Origin of the sequence: Cellulosimicrobium sp. NPDC055967 (assembly GCF_042269845.1) — a bacterium.
GTDB lineage: Bacteria > Actinomycetota > Actinomycetes > Actinomycetales > Cellulomonadaceae > Cellulosimicrobium.
This window is the reverse complement of the sequence record NZ_JBHJYJ010000016.1, coordinates 45,354-65,657: the sequence shown is the minus strand read 5'-3', so window position 1 is coordinate 65,657 and position 20,304 is coordinate 45,354. Positions and strand designations below refer to the sequence as shown.

The window sequence follows — 20,304 nt, the reverse complement described above, 5'->3', positions numbered from 1 at the left end:
CTGTGCGGCTACACCGCGCGCGGCAGCCAGTCGAGCAGCAGGTCCGTCACGGCGTCGGGCGCCTCCTCGGGGAGGTAGTGGCCGGCGCCGTCCACGACCTCGAAGCGGAAGTCGCGGGCGAGCGCGGCGCCGTCGGCGTCGGCGAGGTCGCGCCGCACGAGGCCGTCCTCCCCGGCGTGGACCTGCAGCGCGGGGACGTCGATCGGGCGGCGGAGCGCGGCCAGAAAGCGGCGGCCGTCGGGGCGGGGCGTCGAGCGCACCGCCCAGCGCAGCGACTCCATGGCCGTGTGCGCCGCGAACGGGATGCGCATGACGGTGCGGTACGTGTCGACGACGTCGGGCGCGAAGGGCGTGGCCGCGCCGGTCGCGAGCACCTCGGCCACGAGGTCGCCACGGACGAGCGCCCGCTCGGGCAGCGTGGGCACCTGGTAGAACGCGAGCTGACGCAGCGCGGCGGGCGTGAGCAGGCGGCGGGCCGACGTGTGCAGCCGCGCGGGGTGCGGCGCGGAGAAGGCCGCGACGCCGGCCGTGACGGCAGGCTGGAGCGCGGCCATCGCCCAGGCGAGGCTGCCGCCCGTGCCGTGACCCACGACGACGGCGCGCCCGGAACCGAGCGAGCGGACGACCCCCGCGATGTCGCGGGTGCGGGTCGGCGCGTCGTAGCCGATCGGCGGCTTGTCGGAGGCGCCGACGCCCCGCACGTCCATCGCGGCGACGCGGTAGCCCGCCGCGGCGAGCGGCTCGATCTGGTGGCGCCACGCCCACCAGAACTGCGGGAAGGAGTGGAGCAGGACGACCAGCGGCGGCCCGGGGTCCCGGACCCCGCGGTCCTCGGGACCGGCGAGCGCGACGTGGAAGCGCGCGCCGTTGGCCGGGACGAGCTCATGGCGCCAGGGGCCGTCGGGCAGCGCGGACGTGAAGTCGGAGGGGTCGGGCGTCACCCGGACGAACCTACCGGGGTCCCGGGCCCGCTGTCGGCCGACGACCCGGCGGTGCCTGCCCCCGCGTCGTCCACGCCCTCGGCGGGGCGGCGGTCCTTCGGCGGGTCGAACCGGTACCCGACGTTGCGCACCGTCCCGATGAGCTGCTCGTGCTCGGGGCCGAGCTTGGCGCGCAGGCGCCGGACGTGGACGTCGACGGTCCGCGTGCCGCCGTAGTAGTCGTAGCCCCAGACCTCCTGGAGCAGCTGGGCGCGGGTGAACACGCGGCCCGGGTGCTGCACGAGGTACTTGAGGAGCTCGAACTCCTTGTACGTGAGGTCGATGGGGCGGCCGCGCAGCCGCGCGGTGTAGCCGCTCGCGTCGATCGCGAGCTCGCCGGCGGCGATCTCCTGGGGGCCGTCCTCGGCCGGTCCGCGCGCGGACCGCTCGATGACGAGGCGCAGCCGGGCCTCGACCTCCGCCGGGCCGGCGCCCTCCAGGAGGAGGTCGTCCGCGCCCCACTCCGCCGTGACGACGGTCAGCCCGCCCTCGGTGAGGACGAGCACGAGCGGGACCGTGAGCCCGGTGGCGTGCATGAGGCGGCACGTGGTGCGGGCCGCGACGAGGTCGCGCCGCGCGTCGAGCAGCACGACGTCGGAGTCCGGGGCGTCGACGAGCGCCGACGGCTCCATGGGAAGGACCCGGATGCGGTGCGAGAGCAGGCCGAGCGCGGGCAGGACCTCGACGGAACCGCCTGTCGCGGGGGTGAGGATGAGCAGGTCCGCCATCCGGCACCTCCTTCCGGGTCGCGGGGCGCGGGCGGCGCCCCCGGGCGTCGACGCGTGGCGACCGGGCCGGGACGTACCTCTGCGGGGCTCGCCACGTCATCGGCCACGTCCTCGGTCCGTGGATGGTTACCGTATCGCGTGCCGGGCGCGGACACGGCGAACGTCCCACGGCCGTGCGCGCGCCGGGCCGGTAGGCGGTCCGGCGGGAGACTCTGCGACACTCTGAGGCGTGCTGCACGACCCGACGCCCTCCCGCGACCCCCGAACGGGGCGCTGACCGCGTGGACCTCTCGACCCGGGCCGTCGTCACGGCGTGCCTCGCCGCGGGCATCGCCGTCGCCGCGTTCTTCGGCCCGCTCCCGCTCGCCGCGGCGTCGGGGGCCCTGGCCCTGATCGTCGCGATCGGGTGGCCGCGCCTGCTCGACATCCCCGTCCACGGCGGGACGCGCGTCGTCATCGCGATCGCCGGGCTCGGCGCCGTGGGCGCGACGGCCGCGACGCACGGCGAGCCCGCGCTGCGGCACCTGCCCGTGGTGCTCGCGCTCGCCGTGGTGCTCGCGTTCGTCGCCGAGCTCCTGCGCCGCGACGGGCGCCCGCGCCTGGTCGAGTCGCTCATCGGGACCGTGAGCGGGATCGTCGTCGCGACGTCGTGCGCGGGCTGGATCGCGACGGGCCGCACCGACGCGGGCGAGTCCCTGGTCGTGACGTGCGCGGTGGCGCTGGCCGTCGCGTCCGCGGTCTCGGCGCTGCCGCTCGGCGGCTGGACCAACGCCGCGCTCACCCTGGGCCTCGCGGTCGCCGCGGGCGGTGCCGTCGGGTACGTCATGCCCGACCTCGACCTGCTGAGCGGCGTCTGGTCCGGCGTCGTCGCGGGCCTGCTCGTCGCGTCGCTCCACGCGCTCTTCGACCAGCTCCCGGAGCTGCGGGGGCGCCTCGGCGCGTTCTCCGCGACGGCGCTCCCGGTCGCGGTCGGCGGGACGCTGATCTTCGTGGTGGGCCGGGTGATCGTGGGATGACGCCGGGGGCGCTCCCCGTCGTCCTCCTCGGCGCGACCCTGCTCGCGACGCTCGCGCTCGGCGTGTGGTGGCAGCGGCGGCAGGGGGTCGTGCGGGCGCCGCGCGCGACGTCGTCCGGGTCCACGGCCGACGACGGCGCCGCGTCCGTCGACTGGCCCGCCCACGGCGTCGTGCTGGGCGCCCGCGGCACGTTCGTCCAGTTCTCGGCGGAGCTGTGCGCGCCGTGCCGGGCGACGGCGCGCGTCCTCGGCGAGGTCAGCGCGGCGCACGACGACGTGACGCATCGTGAGATGGACGTCGACGACCACCTCGACCTGGTGCGAGCATTCGGCATACTGCGCACGCCGACCGTCCTCGTGCTCGACGCGGAGGGTCGGGAGGTCGCCCGCGCGAGCGGGGGGATGAACCGCGCCCAGGCGCTCGCAGCGCTCGCCGTCGCGGACGCGGCAGCGGCCTCCGCGACCGCGCACGACGCCTGACCCACGCCGTCCCCGACGGCCGCACCGGAGGAGACCGCATGAGCGACCAGGCTGGCCGAGGCGACGCCGCGACCGAGCGCGGGTCCGCGCCCGCCGGGATCGACCCGCGCGGGCCGCGCGCGGGGGCCGGCATCACGGCGCTGCTGCTCGCCGTCGTCATCCTCCTGTGGACGTCGCCCGCCGCGCTCGTGCTGCTCGCGGTCGTCGCGGCGAGCTTCCTGCTCGGCGCGGTCCGGGGCGCGCAGGGCACGTGGCAGGCCTGGGTCTACCGGATGGTCGTGCTCCCGCGCATCGGCCCGACGGCGGAGCGCGAGGACCCGAGGCCGCCGCGGTTCGCGCAGGCGGTCGGCCTGGTCATCACCGGCGCGGGGGTCGTGCTGGGGCTGCTGGGCGTCGACGGCGCGGTGCCGGCCGCGGCGGCGCTCGCGCTCGTGGCGGCCGTCCTCAACGCCGCGTTCGGTCTGTGCCTGGGCTGCGAGCTGTACCTGCTGCTGCGCCGGGTGGCTCCCGCGCGCTGACGCTCCCGCGCTGACGCTCCCGCGCTGACGCGCTCGCGGGCTGACGCGCCGGTGAACCGGTGCGGTCGGCCGCGGGTCAGTAGACGAGGGCCTGTGCGCCCTCGTGCAGCGCCTCCTCGACGAACACCGCCGCGCCGGCGATCCGCACGCCGGGGAGCACGTCGTCGGCCGTGATGCCGCGGCGCGCGGCGCACTGCGTGCACACGGTGAGCGTGCCGGCGGCGAGCACGGCGTCGAGCAGGTCGGGCAACGGGGCCGCGTGCTCCAGCTCGAGCTCGGCGGCGCGCCCGGGCAGCCCGAGCCACGCGGCCTCGCCCGTGAGCCACACGCTCACCTCGACGCCCGCAGCGACCGCCGCGGCGGCGACGGTGAACGCCTGGTTGGCGGCCTCGGGGCGGTCGAGCCCCGACGTGGCCTTGACGACGAGCGAGCGCTGACGGGGAGCCGCAGGGGGCGGCACGGTGTCGGTCACGCGGCCGAGCGTAGCCCTCCCGGGCAGCCGGTCCCCGCCCGCGGCGTGGTCGTCCCGCCCGGCCGGTAGGATCGGCCGCATGAGCCCGCACACTCTCGAGCTGATCTTCCTCGGCCTCCTCCTCGCGGCGACGGTCACCATCACGTGGTTCGCGGGGTACGTCGTCTACAAGCTCTACAAGGGCCAGCGCTGACGCTGCCGCGCGGGGCGCGCCCCGCCGCACGCACGTCGCCCCGCCCGACTCCGAGAGGTGGTCGCTGATGCCGTTCGAGTTCCCCGAGGGGCTCGCGCCCGAGGTCTACCCGCTCGCCTGGCTCGTCGGGAGCTGGCGCGGCGAGGGGGTCGTCAAGTACCCGGGCATCGAGGAGACGCCGTTCGTCCACGACGTCGTGTTCGACCACGACGGCGGCCCGTACCTGCGCTACGAGTCGACGCTGCGCCTCCTCGAGACCGAGGTCCCGGAGACCGTCCCCGACGAGAGCGCGTGGCCCGAGCGTGACGCCGCGACGCTGGACGCGGCGGCGTCGGACGCGCCCGTGTGGTCCACCGAGACGGGCTACTGGCGCGTGTCCACCGACCGGCCCGACGGGCTCGAGGACGACCGGCACCCGCTCGAGGTGCTGCTCGCCGACCCGGCGGGCCGCGTGTCCGTGTACCTCGGCGCGGTCGGCAACGGCCGCGTGGACCTGGCGAGCGACCTGATCGCCCGCACGTCCACGGCGTCGGAGGTCACCGCCTCGAAGCGGCTGTACGGGTTCGTCGAGGGCCAGCTCCTGTGGGTGTGGGAATTGGCTGCCTTCGGTGAGCCGTTGCAGTCGTACGCGTCCGCGAAGCTGTCCCGGCGCCCGACGACCTGACCGGCGGGGCCTCGGACGAGCACACCCGCAGGCCCGGACGCGCCGACGAAGGAGGACCACCCGTGACCACCGGCTACACCAGCCCGCTCCTGTCCCGCCACGGCGCGGTGCCCGCGACGGGCCCCGACGAGGGTGTCGCGTGGCACTACGGCGACCCGACCGGGGAGCAGCGCGCCCTGCGCACGGGCGGCGCCGTCGTCGACCAGTCGCACCTCGGCGTCGTGACGGTGACGGGCCCCGACCGGCTGAGCTGGCTGCACTCGATCACGTCGCAGGACCTGACGGACCTCGCCCCGCGCACGTCGACGGAGCTGCTCGTGCTCTCGCCGCAGGGGCACGTCGAGCACGCGGCGTCCGTCGTCGACGACGGCGAGACGACCTGGCTCGTCACCGAGCGCTCGCACGCGACGGACCTCGCTGCCTGGCTCGACCGCATGAAGTTCATGCTCCGCGTCGAGATCGCCGACGCGACCGACGACTGGGCGGCGCTCGGCGAGCCCGTGGACGCCGAGGGCGCGGAGGGCGAGCCGGTCACGTGGCGCGACCCGTGGCCGCGCGTCACCGGCGGCGGCACGCGCTACGGCCCGCCCGAGGACGAGCACCCGGGCCGCGAGCGGCCGTGGCGGCTCGTGCTGGTGCCGCGGGCCGAGCTGGCCGACGCCGTCGCCGCGCGCGAGGCGGCCGGGTGGCGGCTCGTCGGCACGTGGGCGACCGAGGCGGCCCGGGTCGAGGCGTGGCGGCCGCGGCTCGCGACCGAGGTCGACCACCGGTCGATCCCGCACGAGACCGACTGGCTCCGCACGTCCGTCCACATGCACAAGGGCTGCTACCGGGGCCAGGAGACGATCGCGCGCGTGCACAACCTCGGGCGACCGCCGCGCCGGGTCGTGATGCTGCACCTCGACGGCTCGGGGCACCTGCTGCCGGCGCCCGGCGCCGAGGTCACGCTCGACGGGCGGCCCGTCGGCGCCGTGACGTCGGTCGCGCGTCACCACGAGCTCGGCCCGATCGCGCTCGCCGTCCTCAAGCGCAGCGTCCCCGAGGACGCGGAGCTCCTCGTCGACTGCGACGGCGGCGCGGTCTCCGCGGCGCAGGAGGTCGTGGTGCCGGGCGAGGGGGTCTCGGTCGACCGCCCCGCCCCGCGCGGCCCTGTCGGCCGCGGAGTCACGCCCCGCGGCGAGGGCGCGCCGACGAGCATGCTGTGACCGCGGGGCCGGCGTCCGGGAGCGGGCCGGGCCCGTCCGCCGGCCCCGGCGCGGTCGACGTCGCCCGCACCGCGTGGCGCCGGCTCCTCCTGCGTGCCCGGATCCGGCAGGGCGCCTCGCGCGTCCGCGTGGCGCTGTGGCCCATCCTCCAGGCGTCGGCCGCCGCGGGCCTCGCGTTCGGCATCGCGCGCTACGGGCTCGGCCACGTCGCCCCCTTCTTCGCCCCCGTCTCCGCGTGGGTGTGCCTCGGGTTCAGCCAGGACCGGCAGCTCCGCCGCGTCCTCGAGCTCGCGGTCGGGGTCGCGATCGGCGTCGGGCTCGGCGACCTCGTGGTCCACGCGATCGGGTCGGGGTGGTGGCAGGTCGCCGTCGTGCTCGCCGTCTCGGCCCTCGCGGCGCGCTTCATCGACCGCGGCGCGATGCTCACGACGCAGGCCGGGGTGCAGGCGATCGTCATCGTCGGGCTCCCGGCCGCGCAGGCGGGCGGCCCGCTCGGACGGTGGACGGACGCGCTGGTGGGCGGCGCCGTCGCGCTCGCGGTCGCGGCGCTCACCCCGGGCGACCCGCGCCGGCGTCCCCGGCTGCTGGGTGCCGAGGCGACGACGGAGCTCGCCGCCGTCCTCGACGTCCTCGCGCGGGGGCTGCGCGGGCGCGACCGCGCCGACCTCGAGGCGGCGCTCGTCAAGGGCCGCGCCTCCGAGGGTGCGCTCGAGGACTGGCAGTCGTCGGCGTCGTCGGCGCGCGAGCTCGCGCGCGTCACCGCGGCGGGGCTGCGGCACCGGGACGAGCTGGGCGGGCTCGAGCGCCAGGCCGTCCTCGTGGACCGGGCGATGCGCAGCGTGCGCGTCCTGGCGCGGCGCGCCGTGCCCGTCGCGGGCGGGCCGGACGAGCGGGAGCTCGACGCGGTCGCGGACCTCGTCGCCCGGTTCGGCGCCGGGGTGCACGTGCTCGCCGAGGCGGTCGGCGCCGGTCGCGACCCGGCCGTGGCGCGCGAGGTCCTCCTCGAGGTCGCGCACAGCGCCGACCCGCACGCGCTCGGCGACGGCGACTGGCAGGTGCAGTCGCTCGTGATGCTCGTGCGATCGCCCATCGTCGACCTCCTGGAGGCGGCCGGGGCGACGCCGCAGCAGGCGCGCGACGCCCTCCCCGAGCTCTGAGCGGGCGATCCGGCCCTGCCGGGCGAACGGGACGATCTTCACCCTGCACAGCGGCGCCCCGGGCCGGTACGGTCGGGGCATGGAGGTCCCCGTCAGCGCCCTGCGTGCCGAGCTCAAGTCGTGGATCGAGCGGGCCAGGGAGGGCGAGGAGGTCGTCATCACCGAGCGCGGCGTCCCCGTCGCCCGGCTGACGGGCGTCGCGACGGCGGACCTGGTCACGGAGCTCGTGCGCGACGGCGTGCTGGTCCCCCCGGCGGGGGAGCGCCCGGTCCACGCGGTCCCCGCAGGCGCTGACGCCGGCGCGCGGACGGCGGGCGCGGACGGGGCGCGACCGGCCGACGGCGCCCGCGGAGGTCGCGGGGGCGGCGTCGCCGCGCTCGTGCGCCGGATCCGGCGCTGAGGCCCCGATGGCACTGGTCTACTTCGACGCGAGCGCCCTCGTGAAGCTCTGCGTCCCCGAGGCCGGCTCCGCGCTGGCGAGCCGCCTGTGGAACCGGGCGGACGTCGTCGTGACGAGCCGCCTCGCCGACGTCGAGGTGCGGGCGGCCCTCGCCGCGGGCGCCCGCGGCGGCGTGCTCGACGGCCCGGGCCACGCGCGCGCCCTCGGCGCGTGGGACGCGCTGTACCCCGCGCTGCACGTGGTCGAGGTCTCCGGCGAGGTCGCCGACCGCGCGTCGGCGCTCGTCGCGGCCGGCGCGCTGCGCAGCAACGACGCGGTGCACGTGGCGAGCGCCCTCGCCGTCGCGCACGACGACACGATCGTGGCGGCCTGGGACCCGCACGTGGTGACCGCCGCGCGGTCGGTCGGGCTGCGGGTGGTGCCGTGGCCGCTCGCCAGACCGTAGGCTCGTGCCCGTGGGAATCATCGGGTCGCTGCAGTGGATCGTCTTCTTCGTGCTCATGCTCGTCGTGTTCGTGACCGAGCTCGTCGCGCTCGTCGACGCGATCCGACGTCCCGCGAGCGCGTTCACGGCCGAGGGCAAGCTGACCAAGCCGATCTGGCTCGCGATCCTCGGGGTCGCGGCGGCCCTCGGATTCATCTCGCTGCCGCCGATGAGCGTCGGGGGCTTCTTCGGGGTCATCGGCGTGGTCGCGGCGATCGTCTACCTCGTGGACGTGCGTCCCCGGCTCCTGCCGTACGGCAACGGCCGCGGCAACGGGTCGTCCGGCCGCCCCGGCGGCTGGTGACGCGCCGGTGACCACGCAGGCCCGGGGCGGGATCGAGCGCGCCGCCGTCCCGCTCGCCGAGGTCGTCCGGGGGGACCTCGCGGAGTCGGTCCACGCCGGGCACCTCGTCCTGCTGGGCGCCGACGGCGAGCCGGTCCTGGAACGTGGCGACGCCGACGCCGTGATCTGGCCGCGGTCGAGCGTCAAGCCCTTCCAGGCCGTGGCGATGCTGCGGCACGGGCTCGTCCTCCCGCCGCGCCTCCTGGCGCTCGCCGCCGCAAGCCACAACGGGGAGCCGGAGCACCTCGCCGGGGTCCGGGAGATCCTCGACGGCGTCGGGCTCGACGAGTCGGCGCTGCAGAACACGCCCGACATGCCGCTCCACCCGCCCGCCGCGTTCGCGTGGCAGATCGAGGGCCACGGGCCGTCGTCGATCACGCAGAACTGCTCCGGCAAGCACGCGGCGATGCTCGCGACGTGCGTCGCCGCCGGCTGGGACACCGCCACCTACCTGGACGTCGACCACCCGCTGCAGGTCGCCGTCCGCGAGACCGTCGCCCAGGCGACCGGCGTGCCGGTCGAGCACGTGACCGTCGACGGGTGCGGCGCGCCGCTCTTCTCGACGACCGTGCGCGGCCTCGCGCGCGCGTTCGGGCGGCTCGCGGCCGCCCCGGAGCGCGACCCGCGCTCCCCGGAGGCGCAGGTCGCGCGCGCGATGGCGGCGTTCCCGGAGATGGTCGGCGGGACGGGCCGGGACGCGACGCTCGCGATGCGCGCCGTGCCCGGCCTGGTCGCCAAGGACGGTGCGGACGGCGTCTACGGCGCCGGCCTGCCCGACGGCAGCGCCCTCGCCTTCAAGGTGCTCGACGGCGGCTCCCGCCCACGGCCCGCGGTCCTCGCCGCCGCGCTCCGCCGCCTCGGCGCGCCCGGGGTGGCAGGGGCCGACGACGCGGCGCTGACCGCGCTCGGCGACGTGCCCGTGCTCGGCGCGGGCCGGCCGGTGGGGACGGTGCGGCCCGTGCTCGACGCGGAGCGACGCTCGTGAGGGCCGTCGTGCAGCGCGTCTCGCGCGCGAGCGTGAGCGTGGTGGCCGAGGACGGGTCGTCGGAGGTCGTCGGGGCGATCGACCGTCCGGGGCTGCTCGCGCTCGTCGGCGTGACGCACGACGACGGCGACGCGCAGGTCGAGACCATCGCGCGCAAGATCGCGGAGCTCCGGATCCTCGCGGGCGAGCGGTCGGTGCAGGACGAGGGCGCACCCGTGCTCGTCGTCAGCCAGTTCACGCTCTACGCCGACACGAAGAAGGGCCGCCGACCGTCGTGGAACGGCGCTGCGCCCGGGCCGGTCGCCGAGCCTCTGGTCGACGCGGTCGTGTCGCGGTTGCGCGAGCGCGGGATCGACGTCGCGACCGGGCGGTTCGGCGCGCACATGGCCGTGGAGCTCGTCAACGACGGCCCGGTCACCCTGATCCTCGAGGCCTGATGACCCCCGGGCGAGCCCCGGCGACCCGCCCCTGTCGCCGCAGCCCCGAGCACCGAGGCCGCCCCCACCGCGGGCCCGACCCCGCAGGCTTGAGGCCCGAGCCCGCGCCGCGGGCCGGGCTCGCCGGCCAGACGCGGGCGCGCGCTGGTGGGGTCAGCGGAGCCAGCCGCGGCGCTTGATGTAGGCGAGCGGGATGACGGCTGCCACCAGGGTGAGCAGGACGGTGAGCGTGAAGCCGTAGGGGCGGTCGAGCTCGGGCATGTGCGTGAAGTTCATGCCGTAGAACGACGCGATGAGCGTCGGCGGCAGGAACACGGCCGTGATGATCGTGAAGACCTTGACGATCTGGGCCTGCTTGACGTCGAGCGAGGTCATGATCGCCTGCTGGAGGTAGCGCACCTTGTCGTGCTCGAAGCTCGCGTGCTGCTTCACCCCGTCGACGTCGGCGACCAGGGTCTCCACGAGCCCGGCGAGCACGGGGTCGGAGTCGGCGATCTCGCTGCGCAGGTGCCGCGCGGCGCGCGCGAGCGAGAGCTGGGACTCCTGGGCGCGCGAGACGATCTCCTCGGCACGGTTCATGCGGGTGATGGTGTCCTGCATGTCGCTCACCCCGATCTCCCGACCGCGGGAGTCGACGCCGCGCGTCGCCTCGTCGATCTCGTCGGACATGTCCTCGAGCAGGTCGCTCGCGTACGACACGACGCGGTCCGCCGCCTCGTTGAGCGCGTAGAGCAGCGCGTACGCGACCCCGTAGGAGGATCCGGTGAGCCACGGGGTGCGCCGCATGCGCGCGATCGCCTTGTCGAACACGCCGTAGTGGCGCTGCGGCTGGGCGGTCACGACGACGTCGGGGGAGAGCGCGAGCACGATCCGCTCGTAGACGACGCGGTCGCCGTCGCGCCGCGTGGCGGTCACCGGGAGGTAGACGTGGGCGTCCGTCTCCCAGACCCGACCGCCCGCGGCGGCGAAGTCGACGCCGTGCTCGGCGGCGCGGGCCGTCGCGTCGGGGTCGCCCACGCCGACCTGGACCCAGCGGGAGCGCAGGACGCGGGGGTCGAACCGGGGGGCACCGGTGCCGTGCGCACGGGCGTGCAGGTCCAGCCCGCCGCGTGCGGGCGCGGGAAGGGCGCGGTCGGCGCCGGCCGTGAGGGCGAGGCCCGTGGGCTCGGGCAGCGTCGTCGTCATCAGACACCTCCGGCGGTGACGTGCGCGAGCAGCAGGGCGACGCAGATGAACACGTACAGGCCGACGGTGAAGGAGATCGACTGGCGTTCCAGGTTCGGTCGGCGGGCGCGGTGTCGACGGGGCAGAACGGCGCGCGCGTCCCGCAGGGTCTGACGTGCGGGGCGGGTCCGGGACTCGGTGGCAGGCGAGCGCTGGGTCATGGTGGTCGTCCTCTCGGCGGGCCGACGACCACGGGCGAGCGCCACGGGGTGGGTGGCGGGCGCTGGTGGGTCGGCGGGTGGTCCGGCGGCGCGCACGACGGCGCGCGCGGTGCGCACTGGCGACCTCCCGCACGGGACGACGGCCGGCCGCGGGAGTCCTCGAGGTACGCCGACTCAGGCGACGGGCTGCGGGCCACGGAGGGTGAGCGCGCAGTGCACGGTTCTATGACTGCTGCCGTCCGGCATGGGGCTCACCTCGCTCTCGTGGCGGCGGCGCCGTGGGCGCCGCACCCGGGTCGGGGCGCACGAGAACCGTGGCCACGACGGGGATCGAGGCCAGGCTAGCCCTCCCGCCCACGCACGGCAAGCGCCGTCGGCCCAGGTGGCGGTCGTGTGACGGCCGGGAAACGATGTGGTGATCCCTTGTTTACGGAGGGTTGTTAACATTTCATCCGGTCGACGGGCGAAGAAGCCCCCGGACGGAGGGTCCCGACATGTCAGAACAGCACGACTACCTGGTTCCCGAGCCGCACCGTCGCGCGGACACGCGGTCCGCACGACGGCTCGAGCGGCTCTCCTCCCGCGCGCAGGAGGTCGACCGCGCGCTCGCGGCGGTGAGCGAGGGCAAGGGCGGCCTCGTGTGGACGGCCGAGCGCGGCATGGGGGCGAGCGCGACGCTCGAGCTCGTGTGCGAGGCCGTCGCGACGTCCACCTTCGCGCGCCCGACGCTCACCCTGCGGTGTCGCCCGCCCGCGGGTGCCCCCGCGCCGGGCTCCGCGGTCGTGTCGCTGGTGTCGCAGGTCTCGCAGCTCGCGGGCGGCGTCGTGCCGGAGCGCCTCACGCGCGTCCTCGAGCCCGTCGACCCGGGCTTCGGGTACCTCCCCGAGGTCGCGGCGGTCGCGCTCGCCGAGCTCCTCGTGGAGTCGTTCGACGGCGCCACCGTCGTGCTCGTGGCCGACGACCTGCACCTCCAGGACGACCTCAGCAGGTCGGTCCTCGCGAGCCTCGTCGCGCAGCGCCACGCGCCGGTCGTGCTCCTCGGGACGGCGACCGCCGGGGAGCTCGACCCGTCCTCCGGGCCGTTCGAGCTCCGCGCCGTCCCGCCGCTCGCGCCCGCCGACGCCCTGCACCTGCTGCTCGTCGAGCGGCGGCTCGCCGTCGCGCCGCACGTCGCGGCGCGCCTCGCGGCGCTCCTCGGCGGCAACGCCGCGGCGCTCACCCAGACGGCGGCGCTGCTCACGCCGGAACAGCTCTCCGGGGGGTCGATCCTCCCGGACCCGCTCCCGGCCGTCCCCGCCGTGCGCTCGCTCTTCGCGGACCGGCTCGCCGCCCTCAGCGAGGGGGAGCGGCACGCGCTCCTCGTCGCGGCCGTGGCCGTCGTGGACCGGACCGAGCTGCTGCTGTCGGCGACCGGCCTCGCGATGGACGAGGTCCTCGACGGTCCGCTCGCCGAGCACCTCGCGCTCGTGGGTGGGCGCTTCGCGTTCGTCGACCCGCGCATGCGGTCCCTGGTCCACGCGGACGCGCGGCTCGCCGAGCGCACGACGGCGCACGTCGCGCTCGCCGAGGCGCACCGCCGCGCGGGCGAGGAGGACGTCGCGGTGTGGCACTCGGCGCTCGCGACGCTCGTCGGCGACCCGGAGCTCGTCCCGGGGCTGCTGCGGATCGCGCGTCGGCACCTGGACCGCGGGGACGTCGTCTGGGCGCACGAGGTGGCTCGCGAGGCCGCGAGCCAGGCCGCGACCGAGCACCGCGCCGAGGCGTTCGCGATCGCAGGCGTCGCCGCGCTGCGGTCCGGCCACGTGCAGGACGCGGCGGACTGGTTGCGCAAGGCGTCCCGCAGCGGCGACGACGCGCTGCGGGCGCGGACGCTCGGACCGCTCGTCGCCGCGCTGACGCTCGCCGAGGGCCAGGTGCCCGACGACGTCCTCTCGCCCTACCTGCGGGGCGGTCAGCCCGACGACCTCGCGCCGGACGACGTGGCGGGGGTCGTGTCGGGCGTGCTCAACGCGGCGCGGCTGCACGCCGAGCGGGGCGACGGCGTGAGCACGTCCCAGCTCCTCGACACGGCGACCTATCTCGCATCGTGGTGCGACGACGACGCGACGGCCGCCGGGCTCGCGCTCGCACGGTCGTGGGCGGCCGTGTTCGGCGTGGGCGAGCGGGGGGTGGTCCCCGACGTCGACCTCGGACCCGACCACGAGGCGTCGCTGCAGGTCAGCCGTGCGCTCGCGCTCGCGGCGGACGACCGGCTGGACGACGCGGCGCAGACGCTCGCGAGCGTCGTCGCGTCCCTCGCCCCGGTCCGCGACGGCGGCCGGTGGTTCGACGGGCCGGACGCCGCCCTCACGCCGCTCGCGGAGGCGCACGTCCGGCTGGCGCAGTCGCTCGTGCACCTGTGGCGCGGCACGCTGACCCGGGCCGCGGACGAGCTCGCCGAGGCGGCGTTCCGGCTCCCGCTCGGGCTGCCGTTCGCCGGTCTCGGCGTGGCGGCGGCGCGCCGTCTCGACATGATGACGCGGGGCGTCGTGGGCCCGGTGGCGACGGCGCTCGAGGAGACGTGCGCGAGCCCGACGTCCCGCCCGGTCCGGCTCGGGCTCCTCGTGGACCGGGCGATGGGCGCGGCGTTCGCGCACCACGTGACCCAGGCCGCCACGCTCCTGGAGCTCGCGGCGGAGCGGGAGCGCCCCGACAGCGCACGCATGCTCCCGCTGCCCGGGCTGGACGACGTCGAGGCCTGGGTCGTCGCCGGACGCCACGACGCGGCGCAGCGTGCGCTGGCCCGGCGGAAGGTGGACGCGAAGGAGCTGCCGCCGTCGCTGCGGTCGGCGACGCTCGTGCGGGCCGACGTGTCCCTCGCCGCGCCCGAGGACCTCACCGTGCCGCTCGAGCGGGCGACGCGGGTGAACCGGACCACGGCCTCGCCCTACGAGCACGCGCGGACCGACCTCTGCGCCGCGCGCGCCCTCGTGCGGGCCGGGGAGCTGCAGCGTGCGCACGGCCTCTTCCTGTCCGCCATCGAGCTGTTCGACGACGCGGGGGCGGACGCCTGGACGACGATCGCGCGCGACGAGCACGCCGACGTCGTCCGGCTCCTCGGCGGACCGGTGACGGACGACGGGCCCGGGGCGCCGGTACCCGCGGGGGCGGTCGGCGCGGCGAGCGGGACCGTGGTGGGCGGAGCGCCCGCCGGGACCTGGGCGGCGGCGGCACGCGCCGCCGGACTGCACGCGCCGCTGCCCGGGGTGCTCGGCGGGCAGCGGCCGGGGGCCGAGCCGACGCCCGCGCCCCGCCCCGTGCCGCCGGACGCGTGCCGGCTCGCGGTGCGCGAGAGCGACGTCTCGGACGAGGCGCTCGCCGAGCTCCGGGGCCGGTGGTCGGACGAGCTCACCGAGCGTGAGCTCGACGTCGCGCTGCTCGTCGTCCAGGGCGCGTCCAACCGGGAGGCCGCGGACCAGCTCTACCTCTCGGTGCGCACCGTGGAGGTGCACCTCGGTCGCGTGTTCCGCAAGCTCGGGGTGCGCTCGCGCGTCGAGCTCACCGTGCTCGCGCACCGCGTGGGGCGCTGAGGGGAATCCACGACCCCTGGCAGGACGCTACGTAGCGCGGGCGTCAGAGCAGCGTCGTTTCGCCCCGTTCCGTCCGGTTCTGGGTGCCTCTGTCCTACGGGGTAACTCTTACGTGACGGGTAAGTTCGCACCATGAACAATGTGGGAAGCGCGGATAACGCCACGGTGCCCGCGTCATTACGGTCGAGAGGACCCGAGGGCGACGACGACTCCGGAGTACGGCGACGTGGCCCACCGCACCAGCAGCGAGGCAGGACCCATGGACGTGTCCCTCTTCACCAGACCACCCCGACCGGGGCGCCGTCGCGGCGCACGCGTCGCGGCGCTCGCGACCGCTGCGGCGCTCGTCGGCGGACTCCTCGCGGGAGTCGCGCCGGCCCAGGCCGCCGAGGTCGCACCCGCCGCCGTCTCCCACCCGGGCGACAGCGACGTGAACGGCTACCGGAACGTCGGCTACTTCACGCAGTGGGGCGTGTACGGCCGCAACTTCCAGCTCAAGAAGGTCCAGGACTCCGGCGCCGCCCAGGACCTCACGCACATCAACTACTCGTTCGGCAACATCCACTACCAGAACCTCACGTGCTTCATCGCGAACAAGGCGCAGGGCACGGGTCCTAACGGCTCCGACGGCGCCGGTGACGCGTGGGCCGACTTCGGCATGGGCTACACCGCGGCGAACTCCGTGGCCGGCGTCGCCGACACGTGGGACCAGCCGCTCGCCGGCTCGTTCAACCAGCTCAAGCAGCTCAAGGCGAAGAACCCCCAGCTCCGCGCCCTCATCTCCATCGGTGGCTGGACCTGGTCCAAGAACTTCTCGAAGGCGGCTGCGACGCAGGCGTCGCGCGAGAAGTTCGTGTCGTCGTGCATCGACATCTACATCAAGGGCAACCTCCCCGTGATCGACGGGCGCGGCGGGGCCGGCGCAGCCGCCGGCGTGTTCGACGGCATCGACATCGACTGGGAGTGGCCCGGCTCGAACAACGGCGAGGTGGGCAACTACGTCGACACCGTCAACGACCGCGCGAACTTCAAGCTGCTGCTCGCCGAGTTCCGCAAGCAGCTCGACGCGTACGGCGCGCAGACGGGCAAGCACTACCTGCTCTCGGCGTTCCTCCCGGCCAACCCGGACGACATCGCGGCGGGCGGCTGGAACGACCCGGCGATCTTCGAGTACCTCGACTACGGGAACGTCCAGGGCTACGACCTGCACGGCGCGTGGGACCCCGCGCTCGCCGGTCCTCAGGCCAACCTGTACGACGACCCTGCCGACCCGCGGGCGGCCAACCGTCAGTTCAGCGCCGACAAGGCGGTGCAGGAGTACCTGCGCGGCGGCGTCGACCCGAGCCAGCTCGGCCTCGGCATGGCCATGTACGGCCGCGGCTGGAAGGGCGTCACGTCCTCGGCCCCGTGGTCGGCGGCGACGGGAGCGGCCCCCGGCACCTGGGAGGCGGGCAACGAGGACTACGACAAGCTCCGCACGCGGGGCCAGGACTACTACGACCCGGCGACGGTCTCGGCCTGGCGCTACGACGGCGACCAGTGGTGGGGCTACGACAACGCGCAGTCCGTCGCCGCCAAGGCGGAGTACATCGACCGCCTGAACCTCGGTGGCGGCATGTGGTGGGACCTCTCCGGCAACCACGACGGCACGCTGCTCGGCGGCTTCACGGACAAGGTCCGTTCGCTCCCGGCCGGTCCCGTCGACGGCACGGACGGTCCGACCGACCCGACGGATCCCACGGACCCGACCGACCCCACGGATCCCACGGACCCGACCGACCCGACCGACCCCACGGACTGCCTGGCCGCCTGGTCGGCGAGCGCGGTGTACACGGGCGGTGCGACGGTGTCGTTCGAGGGGAAGAACTACCGCGCGAAGTGGTGGACCCAGGGTGACCGCCCGAGCGCGGGCGGCCCGTGGGAGGCGACCGGCACGTGCGGCGCGACGGATCCGACCGACCCGACGGACCCCACGGACCCGACGGACCCCACTGACCCGACCGACCCGGGCACGTGCACGGCGCCCGCCTGGTCGTCGAGCGCGGTCTACACCGGTGGCGCGACGGTCTCCTACCAGGGCCAGAGCTACCGCGCGAAGTGGTGGACGCAGAACAACGTCCCAGGCGCGGAGCAGTACGGCCCGTGGGAGTCGCTGGGCGCCTGCTGACGCTCGGCCCTCGCCGGCCCTCGCCGGCCCCTGACGGCGCCGGTAGCCACGAGCGACCGGCGCCACCGGCCGGGGCCCGTCCACGACGTGGTCGACGGCGGGTCGCGGTGACGAGTCCTGTGCACCCGCCCCGTGCACCCTCCCCTCGTCGCGTCACCGACCACCCGTCGTCGACCGTCGTCGTGACGGGCCCCGACCGGCCCCCTCAACACCACCCGGCGGTCGCCCTCCCCAGGCGGCCGTGCCCGACGCGACGCCGTCCGGCGTCGTGCGCAGCAACCCAGCAGATCGAGGTACCCCCATGCAGTTGTCCCTGACCCCTCGGGCGCGCGCCCCACGCGCTCCCGGTCACCCGGCGCAGGTCCACACGGTCGTCGCGGCCGTCACGACGCTCGCCGTGCTGGCCACCGGCCTCGCCGGTGCCGCGGCCGCGCAGGCCACGACCCCCGTCGCCGCCGCCACGACCACGGTGTGCGCGGACCCGTGGTCCGCGACCCCGGCCTACGTGGGCGGCGCGACCGTCTCGCACGACGGCCAGAACTACCGGGCGAAGTGGTGGACGCAGAACGACGTCCCGGGCGCGGAGCAGTACGGCCCGTGGGAGTCGCTCGGTGCGTGCGGCGACACCCCGACCGAGGAGCCGACGACGGACCCGACGACGGACCCCACCACGGATCCGACGACCGACCCCACGACCGACCCCACGACGGACCCGACGACCGACCCCACGACGGACCCGACGACCGACCCCACGACGGACCCGACGACGGGCCCCGCCGCGAACCCGGACGAGAAGTGCCGTCCTGACGGCATGGCGCAGACGCCGGGCGTCAGGACGCCCTACTGCGACGTGTACGACGAGAGCGGCCGCGAGAAGCTGCCGAACGGCCTCGACCGCCGCGTCATCGGCTACTTCTCGAGCTGGCGGACCGGCACGAACGGCCAGCCGCGCTACCTCGCGAGCGACATCCCGTGGGACAAGCTCTCCCACATCAACTACGCGTTCGCGCACATCGACGGGAACGACAAGGTCTCGGTGAACGCCGGCGCGGCGGGCAACGCGGCGACGGACATGACGTGGCCGGGCGTCGCGGGCGCGGAGATGGACCCGACGCTCGACTACACGGGCCACTTCAACCTGCTGGCGAAGTACAAGAAGGCCCACCCGGGCGTCAAGGTCATCCCGGCCGTGGGCGGCTGGGCAGAGACGGGCGGCTACTTCGACGCGAGCGGCAACCGCGTCGCGTCCGGCGGCTTCTACACGATGACGGAGTCGCAGGCGCGCATCGACACGTTCGCGGACTCGGTCGTCGACTTCGTCCGCCAGTACGGGTTCGACGGCATCGACATCGACTACGAGTACCCGACGTCCAACAACCAGGCCGGCAACCCGGACGACTTCCAGATCTCCGACAAGCGCCGCGGGCAGCTCTTCCAGGGCTACGTGAACCTCATGAAGACCCTGCGCGAGAAGCTCGACGCGGCGGGCGCGCAGGACGGCGAGTACTACATGCTCACGACCGCGACGCCGTCGTCGGGGTGGCTGCTGCGCGGCATGGAGGTCTACCAGGTCACGCAGTACACCGACTACGTGAACATGATGACGTACGACCTGCACGGCGCCTGGAACGAGTACGTGGGCGGCAACGGCGCCCTGTTCGACGACGGCAAGGACCCCGAGCTCGCGGCCGGCGGCGTGTACAGCGCGTACAAGGGCATCGGCTACCTCAACGGCGACTGGGCCTCGCACTACTTCCGCGGCGCGATGCAGGCCGGGCGCATCAACCTGGGCGTGCCGTTCTACACGCGCGGCTTCCAGGGCGTCCAGGGCGGCACGTACGGCATGGGCGGCACCGCGAAGGCGCCGGCCGGGTTCCTCTGCCCGGCGGGCACCAACAACAAGTGCGGCTACGGCGCGGAGGGCATCGACAACCTCTGGTACGACAGCGACCCGCAGGGCAACGCGGTCCCGGCCGGCGTCAACCCGATGTGGCACGTGCTGAACCTCGAGAAGGGCGTGACGGGCGACTACGTCTCCGCGTACGGCGTCACGGACACGATCCAGGGCACGTACGAGCGTCACTTCGACCCGGTCACCAAGAACGAGTGGTGGTGGAACGCGCAGACCAAGACGTTCCTCTCGGGAGACTCGACCGAGGCGATCGCGGCCAAGGCCGACTACGTCGCGGACACCGGCCTCGGCGGGCTGATGATCTGGGAGCTCGCGGGCGACTTCGGCTACGACCAGGCGAAGGGCCAGTACGAGATCGGCACCACGCTCGTCGACCTCATGCACAGCAAGCTCTCGGCCACGACGCCGTACGGCGCGTCGAAGGCGAACGCCGACCGGCCGATGCCGACGCAGGCGCTCGACGTCGACATCCGGTACACGGAGTTCGCGCTCGGCGACAACAACTACCCGATCTCGCCCAAGGTCGTCTTCACCAACAACGGTGCGAAGGACATCCCGGCCGGCGCGACGATCTCGTTCCAGTACGGCACGACGGACCCGGGCGAGATGAGCGACTGGAGCGGCTTCAAGACCACGGTCACCGCGAAGGGGCACACCGGCGACAACGTCGGCGGCCTCGACGGCGACTTCCACACCGTGCAGTTCACGGTCCCGACCGGGGGCATCCCGGCGGGCGGCTCGATCACGAACCAGCTCAAGTGGTCGATGCCGGCCGCCCAGTTCTCCAACGTGATCGTCACGGTCGACGGCGTGGACTACGCCACGACGTACGACCACCCGCGCGGCGTGACCGTCGTCGACCTCCCGGGCTCCGGGGGCGGCGAGGGCCCGGGCGGCCCCGGCACGGGCACGGGCACGGGCGAGTGCACCGCGGCGGTCTGGGTCGCGGGCACGGCGTACAGCGGCGGCGCGGTCGTGAGCCACGGCGGCCACGAGTGGACGGCGCGCTACTGGACCCAGAACGACACCCCCGGCGCCTCGGCGTGGGGTCCCTGGGCCGACGGCGGCGCGTGCTGACGCACCGCCGGCGTCCCTGACGACGTCCCGCCCGGGCGGGGGGGGGGGGTGGGGGGGTGCCGGCGCACCGGGGGCCCCCGGGGGGGGGGCGAGCCGCCGGGCCCCGGGGGGCGAGGGGGGTGGGGGGAAACAG

The 20,304-nt window shown here is 75.4% G+C and carries 20 protein-coding genes and 1 pseudogene; 15 read left to right on the top strand and 6 right to left on the bottom strand.

Translation table 11 applies throughout. The features are described 5' to 3' along the window. Positions 1 to 8: 8 nt before the first annotated feature. Positions 9 to 941 (bottom strand): alpha/beta fold hydrolase, encoded by a 933-nt coding sequence (locus ACFC2L_RS17345; RefSeq protein WP_375825582.1) that lies wholly within the window; start codon positions 939 to 941, stop codon positions 9 to 11. Continuing rightward, positions 938 to 1,708, bottom strand: coding sequence for a winged-helix domain-containing protein (locus ACFC2L_RS17340; RefSeq protein ID WP_375825581.1), 771 nt, complete (start codon positions 1,706 to 1,708; stop codon positions 938 to 940). The genes ACFC2L_RS17345 and ACFC2L_RS17340 overlap by 4 nt, the downstream gene beginning before the upstream one ends. Positions 1,709 to 1,989: 281 nt before the next feature. Between ACFC2L_RS17340 and ACFC2L_RS17335 the strand changes: the two genes are divergently transcribed. From ACFC2L_RS17335 to ACFC2L_RS17325, 3 genes are read left to right on the top strand one after another with little or no spacing between them, the layout of a single operon-like run. Continuing rightward, entirely contained in the window at positions 1,990 to 2,724 is a 735-nt protein-coding gene (locus ACFC2L_RS17335; protein ID WP_047232246.1) for a hypothetical protein, read from the top strand. Continuing rightward, on the top strand, positions 2,721 to 3,203 hold the full coding sequence (locus tag ACFC2L_RS17330) for a thioredoxin family protein (RefSeq protein WP_375825580.1): 483 nt from the start codon (positions 2,721 to 2,723) through the stop codon (positions 3,201 to 3,203). Before ACFC2L_RS17335 ends, ACFC2L_RS17330 begins: the two co-directional genes overlap by 4 nt. 38 nt (positions 3,204 to 3,241) lie before the next feature. Further along, entirely contained in the window at positions 3,242 to 3,721 is a 480-nt protein-coding gene (locus ACFC2L_RS17325; RefSeq protein ID WP_375825578.1) for a DUF4395 domain-containing protein, read from the top strand. 76 nt (positions 3,722 to 3,797) lie between these two features. Here the strand turns inward: ACFC2L_RS17325 and ACFC2L_RS17320 are convergent, their stop codons facing one another. Beyond that, entirely contained in the window at positions 3,798 to 4,193 is a 396-nt protein-coding gene (locus ACFC2L_RS17320; protein ID WP_375825577.1) for a DsrE family protein, read from the bottom strand. A 260-nt stretch (positions 4,194 to 4,453) separates the two neighbouring features. On the opposite strand from ACFC2L_RS17320, the gene ACFC2L_RS17315 reads away from it, so the two are divergent. From ACFC2L_RS17315 to dtd, 8 genes are all read left to right on the top strand, one after another. Beyond that, a complete protein-coding gene (locus ACFC2L_RS17315; protein WP_375825575.1) occupies positions 4,454 to 5,050 on the top strand; it encodes an FABP family protein in 597 nt (198 codons plus the stop codon). A 62-nt stretch (positions 5,051 to 5,112) separates the two neighbouring features. Continuing rightward, positions 5,113 to 6,255 carry a YgfZ/GcvT domain-containing protein gene (locus ACFC2L_RS17310; protein WP_375825574.1) on the top strand — a complete coding sequence of 381 codons (1,143 nt, stop codon included), beginning with the start codon at positions 5,113 to 5,115 and terminating at the stop codon, positions 6,253 to 6,255. Further along, positions 6,252 to 7,412 (top strand): aromatic acid exporter family protein, encoded by a 1,161-nt coding sequence (locus tag ACFC2L_RS17305; RefSeq protein WP_375825573.1) that lies wholly within the window; start codon positions 6,252 to 6,254, stop codon positions 7,410 to 7,412. The genes ACFC2L_RS17310 and ACFC2L_RS17305 overlap by 4 nt, the downstream gene beginning before the upstream one ends. Positions 7,413 to 7,491: 79 nt before the next feature. Further along, a complete protein-coding gene (locus ACFC2L_RS17300) occupies positions 7,492 to 7,812 on the top strand; it encodes a type II toxin-antitoxin system Phd/YefM family antitoxin (protein WP_375825572.1) in 321 nt (106 codons plus the stop codon). Between the two features lie 7 nt (positions 7,813 to 7,819). Beyond that, entirely contained in the window at positions 7,820 to 8,257 is a 438-nt protein-coding gene (locus ACFC2L_RS17295; RefSeq protein WP_375825571.1) for a type II toxin-antitoxin system VapC family toxin, read from the top strand. A gap of 10 nt (positions 8,258 to 8,267) precedes the next feature. Beyond that, positions 8,268 to 8,600: a DUF2516 family protein gene (locus tag ACFC2L_RS17290; protein WP_318783088.1), complete on the top strand. Its 333-nt coding sequence runs from the start codon at positions 8,268 to 8,270 to the stop codon at positions 8,598 to 8,600. 7 nt (positions 8,601 to 8,607) lie between these two features. After that, positions 8,608 to 9,624 (top strand): asparaginase, encoded by a 1,017-nt coding sequence (locus tag ACFC2L_RS17285; protein ID WP_375825570.1) that lies wholly within the window; start codon positions 8,608 to 8,610, stop codon positions 9,622 to 9,624. Beyond that, a complete protein-coding gene (gene dtd, locus ACFC2L_RS17280; protein WP_375825569.1) occupies positions 9,621 to 10,061 on the top strand; it encodes a D-aminoacyl-tRNA deacylase in 441 nt (146 codons plus the stop codon). The genes ACFC2L_RS17285 and dtd overlap by 4 nt, the downstream gene beginning before the upstream one ends. 153 nt (positions 10,062 to 10,214) lie before the next feature. On the opposite strand, the gene ACFC2L_RS17275 is transcribed toward dtd, so the two are convergent. Next, a complete protein-coding gene (locus ACFC2L_RS17275; RefSeq protein ID WP_375825568.1) occupies positions 10,215 to 11,246 on the bottom strand; it encodes a CorA family divalent cation transporter in 1,032 nt (343 codons plus the stop codon). Beyond that, positions 11,246 to 11,446, bottom strand: coding sequence for a hypothetical protein (locus ACFC2L_RS17270; protein WP_375825567.1), 201 nt, complete (start codon positions 11,444 to 11,446; stop codon positions 11,246 to 11,248). The genes ACFC2L_RS17275 and ACFC2L_RS17270 overlap by 1 nt, the downstream gene beginning before the upstream one ends. 494 nt (positions 11,447 to 11,940) lie before the next feature. Between ACFC2L_RS17270 and ACFC2L_RS17265 the strand changes: the two genes are divergently transcribed. From ACFC2L_RS17265 to ACFC2L_RS17255, 3 genes and pseudogenes are all read left to right on the top strand, one after another. Beyond that, positions 11,941 to 15,015, top strand: a complete 3,075-nt coding sequence (locus ACFC2L_RS17265) for a LuxR C-terminal-related transcriptional regulator (RefSeq protein ID WP_375825566.1) — start codon at positions 11,941 to 11,943, stop codon at positions 15,013 to 15,015. A gap of 259 nt (positions 15,016 to 15,274) precedes the next feature. Next, a complete protein-coding gene (locus ACFC2L_RS17260; RefSeq protein WP_375825565.1) occupies positions 15,275 to 17,182 on the top strand; it encodes a glycosyl hydrolase family 18 protein in 1,908 nt (635 codons plus the stop codon). A gap of 301 nt (positions 17,183 to 17,483) precedes the next feature. Next, positions 17,484 to 17,771, top strand: a pseudogene (locus ACFC2L_RS17255) (carbohydrate-binding protein); the annotation flags it as partial. Here ACFC2L_RS17255 and ACFC2L_RS17250 read toward each other — a convergent pair. Continuing rightward, entirely contained in the window at positions 17,723 to 17,995 is a 273-nt protein-coding gene (locus ACFC2L_RS17250; RefSeq protein WP_375825603.1) for a glycine zipper domain-containing protein, read from the bottom strand. The pseudogene ACFC2L_RS17255 and the gene ACFC2L_RS17250 sit on opposite strands and share 49 nt — an antisense overlap. Here ACFC2L_RS17250 and ACFC2L_RS17245 point away from each other — a divergent pair. After that, positions 17,994 to 20,171, top strand: coding sequence for a glycosyl hydrolase family 18 protein (locus ACFC2L_RS17245; RefSeq protein ID WP_375825602.1), 2,178 nt, complete (start codon positions 17,994 to 17,996; stop codon positions 20,169 to 20,171). The genes ACFC2L_RS17250 and ACFC2L_RS17245 overlap by 2 nt on opposite strands. The last annotated feature ends 133 nt before the right edge of the window (positions 20,172 to 20,304 follow it).